Annotated in this window: 6 protein-coding genes; 5 read left to right on the top strand and 1 reads right to left on the bottom strand. The window is 60.7% G+C overall.

All coding sequences use genetic code 11. The features are described 5' to 3' along the window. The first annotated feature begins 108 nt into the window (after positions 1–108). From DXD16_RS10070 to DXD16_RS10050, 5 genes are all read left to right on the top strand, one after another. A complete protein-coding gene (locus tag DXD16_RS10070) occupies positions 109–840 on the top strand; it encodes an amino acid ABC transporter ATP-binding protein (protein ID WP_117655979.1) in 732 nt (243 codons plus the stop codon). An 8-nt stretch (positions 841–848) separates the two neighbouring features. Continuing rightward, positions 849–1,724, top strand: coding sequence for a transporter substrate-binding domain-containing protein (locus DXD16_RS10065; RefSeq protein ID WP_082435536.1), 876 nt, complete (start codon positions 849–851; stop codon positions 1,722–1,724). 25 nt (positions 1,725–1,749) lie between these two features. Continuing rightward, positions 1,750–2,496 (top strand): amino acid ABC transporter permease, encoded by a 747-nt coding sequence (locus DXD16_RS10060; protein ID WP_035136546.1) that lies wholly within the window; start codon positions 1,750–1,752, stop codon positions 2,494–2,496. Positions 2,497–2,499: 3 nt separating this feature from the next. Then, positions 2,500–3,138 (top strand): amino acid ABC transporter permease, encoded by a 639-nt coding sequence (locus DXD16_RS10055; RefSeq protein WP_117655978.1) that lies wholly within the window; start codon positions 2,500–2,502, stop codon positions 3,136–3,138. A gap of 170 nt (positions 3,139–3,308) precedes the next feature. Continuing rightward, on the top strand, positions 3,309–3,932 hold the full coding sequence (locus tag DXD16_RS10050) for an AAA family ATPase (protein WP_055285378.1): 624 nt from the start codon (positions 3,309–3,311) through the stop codon (positions 3,930–3,932). A gap of 66 nt (positions 3,933–3,998) precedes the next feature. Here the strand turns inward: DXD16_RS10050 and DXD16_RS10045 are convergent, their stop codons facing one another. Beyond that, a complete protein-coding gene (locus DXD16_RS10045) occupies positions 3,999–4,850 on the bottom strand; it encodes an IS3 family transposase (RefSeq protein ID WP_199408235.1) in 852 nt (283 codons plus the stop codon). Positions 4,851–5,017: the final 167 nt, after the last annotated feature.

Here is a 5,017-nt window from a genome sequence, read left to right as displayed (position 1 = left end):
GCTTCGGATCGGGCTCTACACCAACTTTCTCGACACTACCTGGGCTGCGGAAACGTGGTTCTTTCCGTACAATAGTTCAACTCGTGTAAACGCAGGGAAGGGACATCCATGGCAGACATGATCGAGATCAAGCATCTCAACAAGTACTTTGGCGACCTGCATGTGCTCAAAGATATCAATCTCACCGTCAAGCGCGGCGAGAAGCTCGTAATGATCGGGCCTTCCGGCTCGGGTAAGTCGACGCTCATCCGTTGCGTCGATTATCTGGAGGAGCCCACGTCGGGCGAGGTCCTCATCGACGGTACGCCGCTCACCAAAAAGAATCACCTGGAGATGGCTCGCAAGTACAGCTCCATGGTGTTTCAGCAGTTCAACCTGTATCCCAACATGACGGTGCTCGGCAATCTGACGCTCGCGCCCATCAAGCTGCAAAAGAAGAGCAAGGAGGAGGCGACCGAGATCGCCATCGCCGCGCTCAAGCGCGTCGGCATGGCGCATAAGGCCGGCGAGTATCCTCAGAACCTCTCGGGCGGTCAGCAGCAGCGCATCGCCATCGCCCGTGCCCTGTGCACCAAGCAGCCCATCATCCTGTTTGACGAGCCGACTTCGGCGCTCGACCCCGAGATGGTCCAGGAGGTTCTGGACGTTATGATTGAGCTCGCGCAGGAGGATATCACCATGATCTGCGTGACGCACGAGATGGGCTTTGCGCGCCAGGTGGCCGACCGCGTCATCTTTATGGAGGACGGCCGCATCCTGGAGGAGGGCACGCCCGAGCACTTCTTCGATAACCCCGAGAACCCGCGCTGCCGCGAGTTCCTGTCCAAGATTCTGCACTAGGCGCGGTGATGGACATGACGGATATGACGAGGGCGGCCGTGTCGCGCCGTCACTTTTTGCAGCTGGCTGGCGCCGGCATGCTTGCGCTGACGGGGACCGCGCTTACCGGTTGCGGCAACTCTACCAGCGGCGAGGGCTCCGACAAGGGGTCCAAGCTTGCGGCCATTAAGTCGCGTGGACATCTGAATGCCGGCGTCAAGAAGGACGTTCCCGGCTATGGCTATTACGACACCGCCAAGGGCCGCTTTGAGGGCATGGAAGTCGATTTGTGCTACCAGATCGCCGCTGCCGTCTTTGGCGTGAGCTACAAGGAGGCCCGCGCCCAGGAGCTTGTCGAGTTTACCGACGTAACGCCCAAGACGCGCGGCCCGCTGATCGATAACGGCCAACTCGACGTGGTCGCGGCGACCTACACCATCACCGACGAGCGCAAGAAGAGCTGGGATTTCTCGACGCCGTACCGCACCGACTACGTGGGACTCATGGTCAAGAAGCGTTCGGGCTTTACCTCGATTGAGGACTTGGACGGCAAGGTCATTGGCGTGAGCCAGGGTGCCACCACGCAGGGCCTGATCGAGCAGATGATCAAGGACAACGGCTTTAGCTGTAAGCCCGAGTTTAGGGCCTTTAGCGGCTATCCCATCATCAAGAGTTCCCTCGACGCCGGCAATATCGACGTCTTTGCCATGGACCGCTCCACGCTGGCCGGCTACATGAACGAGACCGTTGAGCTGCTGCAGCCCGAGGTCAAGTTTGGCGAGCAGGGCTACGGCGTGGCGACCAAGAAGGGCTGCGACCTTTCGGCCGTGGTCGATCAGGTGATTTGCGATCGCCTGGCCGACGGCTGGCTCGACCAAGAGGTCAAGACCTGGGGTCTTGTATAGGCGCATCGTCCAAGGAAGGAATCAAATGCTCGAAGGATTATTTGACGCCGACCGTTGGTCGACGACATTTCAAAACATGGGGCCCTTCTGGGAGGGCTTTGGCGTGACGCTACAGGTGGTCGTTGCCGGTCTGCTGCTGTCGCTGGTGCTGGGCACGCTGCTGGGCGTGTTCTCCACCACCCGTTCGCGCGTGCTGCGCGCCATAAGCCGCGTGTACGTGGAGTTTTACCAGAACACCCCGTTGCCCGTGCAGGTGCTCTTTATGTACATGGCCGGTCCGCAGTTTTTGCAAGCCATAACCGGTGCCGACCAGCCGGTGCGCATCGCGCCGTTCGTGCTGGGCTTCTTGGGCGTGGGCCTGTATCACGCGGCCTACATTTCGGAGGTCATCCGCACTGGTATCGAGGCGGTTCCGCGCGGTCAGATGGAGGCGGCCCAGAGCCAGGGCTTCACCCGTGCCCAGGCGTACTGGTACATCGTGCTGCCCCAGACGTTCAAGATCATTCTGCCGCCGCTGTGTAACCAGGCACTCAACCTGGTCAAGAACACGTCGGTGCTGGCGCTTGTGGCCGGCGGCGACCTTATGTACCGTTCCGACAACTTTGTGAGTCTGTACGGTTACCTGCAGGGATATATCGTCTGCTGCCTTATGTACTTCATCATCTGCTTTCCGCTCGCCATGCTGGTGCAGTGGCTCGAGCGCCGCTCCAAGGAGCGTCCGCGCGGCGTGAGCCTGGCCGAGTTGGGGCTCGACAACGTAGAGGAGGCCTAGCGCATGGAAGTCTTCAACGCGACCAACCTGCTCTACATTTGGGGCGGCTTTGTTAAGACGATCGAGATCTCGGCGCTGTCGATCTTTTTCTCGCTCATCTTTGGCACGGTGCTGGCGCTCGTTAAGAGCTATGCGCCCCGCCCGTTCCGTATTTTGGTAAGCGCCTATATCGAGCTGTTCCGTTGCACGCCGAACCTGCTGTGGATCCTGTTTATCTACTTTACGGTGCAGGGTTTGGACATTGTGATTTCGACCATCGCCTTTACGCTGTTTACCAGCGCCGTTATGGCCGAGATTGTGCGCGGCGGCCTCAACTCGATTCCGCGCGGCCAGTTTGAGGCGGCGCAGAGCCAGGGCTTTGGCTTCTTTGCCACCATGCGCTACATCATTCTGCCGCAGACATTTAAGACGATCATTCCGGCGCTGTTTAGCCAGTGCACGACCGTCATCAAGGACAGCTCGTATCTTTCGGGCATTAACGTGGCCGAGCTCATGTACACGGCAAACGTCGTGATGGCCCACGCGATCGACCTGTCGCAGGTGCTTATGCTCTACGGCCTGGTGTTTGCGATGTACTTCGTGCTCAACTTTGGTATCTCGCTGCTGGTGAGGGCATATCAACGCCGCATCGTGGCCGCATAGTCCTGCTTCCCCAAGCACGGCACCTTGCCCCTCAATCGTCGCTTGCGTACATTTAGTACGCGGCGCTCCTCTTTCGGGGCAATCTGCCGCACTTGGGAAACCAGGACGGTCGTAAGTGACAAAATGGGAATCAGGAATTGCCTTTTCTCATTTGTTAGAAAGGAATCGCGATGAGCGATCTGGAGAACAAGAAGAATCCTGTGGTCATTACCATCGCGCGCGACTTTGGCGCCGAGGGCCACGAGATTGGCCGCATGCTTGCCGACGAGTTGGGGATTCCGCTGTACGATAACGAGCTGCTGGTACGTGCGTCGCTGCGCGCGGGCGAGTCGCTCGACAAGATGGCCGCCTACGACGAGCGTCTGGCCGTGGAGAACATGGCGTTCCTGCCCGACCGCTACGACGCGCGTTCGTACTCGGACAAGTTGTTCCAGAAGATGAGCCAGGTGATTTTGGACCTGGGCGAGACCGAGAGCTGCATTATCGAAGGCCGCCTGTCCGATTACCTGCTGCGTAACAACCCCAACCACATTGCCGTGTTGGTGACCGCTCCTTTTGAGGACCGCGTCGAGATTGTGCGCAAGAAGCGTGGCCTTAATAAAAAGAAGGGCGCCAAGCTGGTCAAGCAGCAGCAGAAGGCGCGCGAGGCGTTCTATAAGCGCTACAGTGCCGGAAAGTGGAAGATGACGAGCGGTAAGGACATCGTCGTCAACCGCGCCAAGCTGGGCCGCGAGGGCTGCAAAGACGTTATCGCCGCTGCCTACCGCTACAAAGTAGCGCAGCTCGAAGACTAACCGACCAAAACCACCACAAAGGGGACAGTGAACTGCGCCCCGAAACTTGGACTGAATAAATAGCGACTACGCCGCAAGGGCCCGGTTCCGGAACTCCTCCGGCGTCAGGCCCTTCAATCTTACCTGCCTGCGCCGCGTGTTCCAATGGGCTATGTACCCCTCCAGGTCGCGCTTGAAGTCCCCGAAGCTGCCCCACTCCCTGCCGCGGTAGAACTCGTCCTTCACGTGGCCGAAGAGCTGCTCGGTGGCGGCGTTGTCGATGCAGTTCCCCTTGCGCGACATGCTCTGGGTGATGCCCGCCCCCTCCAGCCTGGAGGTGTAGGACTCGTGCTGGTACTGCCAGCCCATGTCCGAATGCATGGTCGGCGCCGCCCCGTCGGGCAGGGCCTCGAGGAGCCGGTCGAGCATCCTGTGCTGCTGGGCGAGGTCCGGCGAGGTCGATATGTCGCTCGCCACGATCTCCTTCGTGCAGAAGTCGAGCACCGGGGCCCAGTGGGCCTTGGCGCCGGCCACCTTGAACTCGGTGACGTCGGTGCCGAGCTTCTGCCACGGCCCCTCGGCGCCGAAGTCCCTCGCGATGACGTTCTCGAACGTTCTGCCGACGACGCCCCTGTACGAGTTGTACCTGTGGTAGGCCGTCTCGCGTCTGATACCGCAGCGAATCCCCATCTCGCGCATCATCTTGAGCACGGTCTTGTCGGCCACGACCGCGCCCAGCTCGGCGCGCAGGCACATGGCTATCTGCCGGTGCCCGCAGCCGTTGGCGGTGCGCGAGAATATCTCGGCCGCGGCGTCGCGCAGCTCGGGCCTGGTCGGCCTCCGCGGGTGCGCCAGCGCGTAGTAGTAGGTCGACCTCCTGAGCCCCGAGCACTCCAGCAGGTGGCGCAGGGAGTGCCCCTCCGCCCTCAGCGCCCCCACCGCCTCGGCCGCCGCCCTGGTCAGAGCCCGTCCCGCTCGACCAGGGCGCGCAATTTTTTTAGGTAGGCGACCTCGGCCTCGAGCCTGCGGCAGCGCTCCTCGAGCTCCTGCTCGCGGGTGCGGGCCCGTGTTAGCGCTACTGTAAAAACAACCATTTTGACCAACGC

This window comes from Collinsella sp. TF11-5AC (assembly GCF_003436775.1).
GTDB lineage: Bacteria > Actinomycetota > Coriobacteriia > Coriobacteriales > Coriobacteriaceae > Collinsella.
This window is presented reverse-complemented; position numbering and strand designations above follow the sequence as displayed.

Bases quoted from the DNA above. Each gene is read 5' to 3' on its own strand.
- DXD16_RS10065 (WP_082435536.1), top strand. From the start codon at position 849: ATGGACATGACGGATATGACGAGGGCGGCCGTGTCGCGCCGTCACTTT.
- DXD16_RS10070 (WP_117655979.1), top strand. From the start codon at position 109: ATGGCAGACATGATCGAGATCAAGCATCTCAACAAGTACTTTGGCGAC.
- DXD16_RS10060 (WP_035136546.1), top strand. From the start codon at position 1,750: ATGCTCGAAGGATTATTTGACGCCGACCGTTGGTCGACGACATTTCAA.
- DXD16_RS10050 (WP_055285378.1), top strand. From the start codon at position 3,309: ATGAGCGATCTGGAGAACAAGAAGAATCCTGTGGTCATTACCATCGCG.
- DXD16_RS10055 (WP_117655978.1), top strand. From the start codon at position 2,500: ATGGAAGTCTTCAACGCGACCAACCTGCTCTACATTTGGGGCGGCTTT.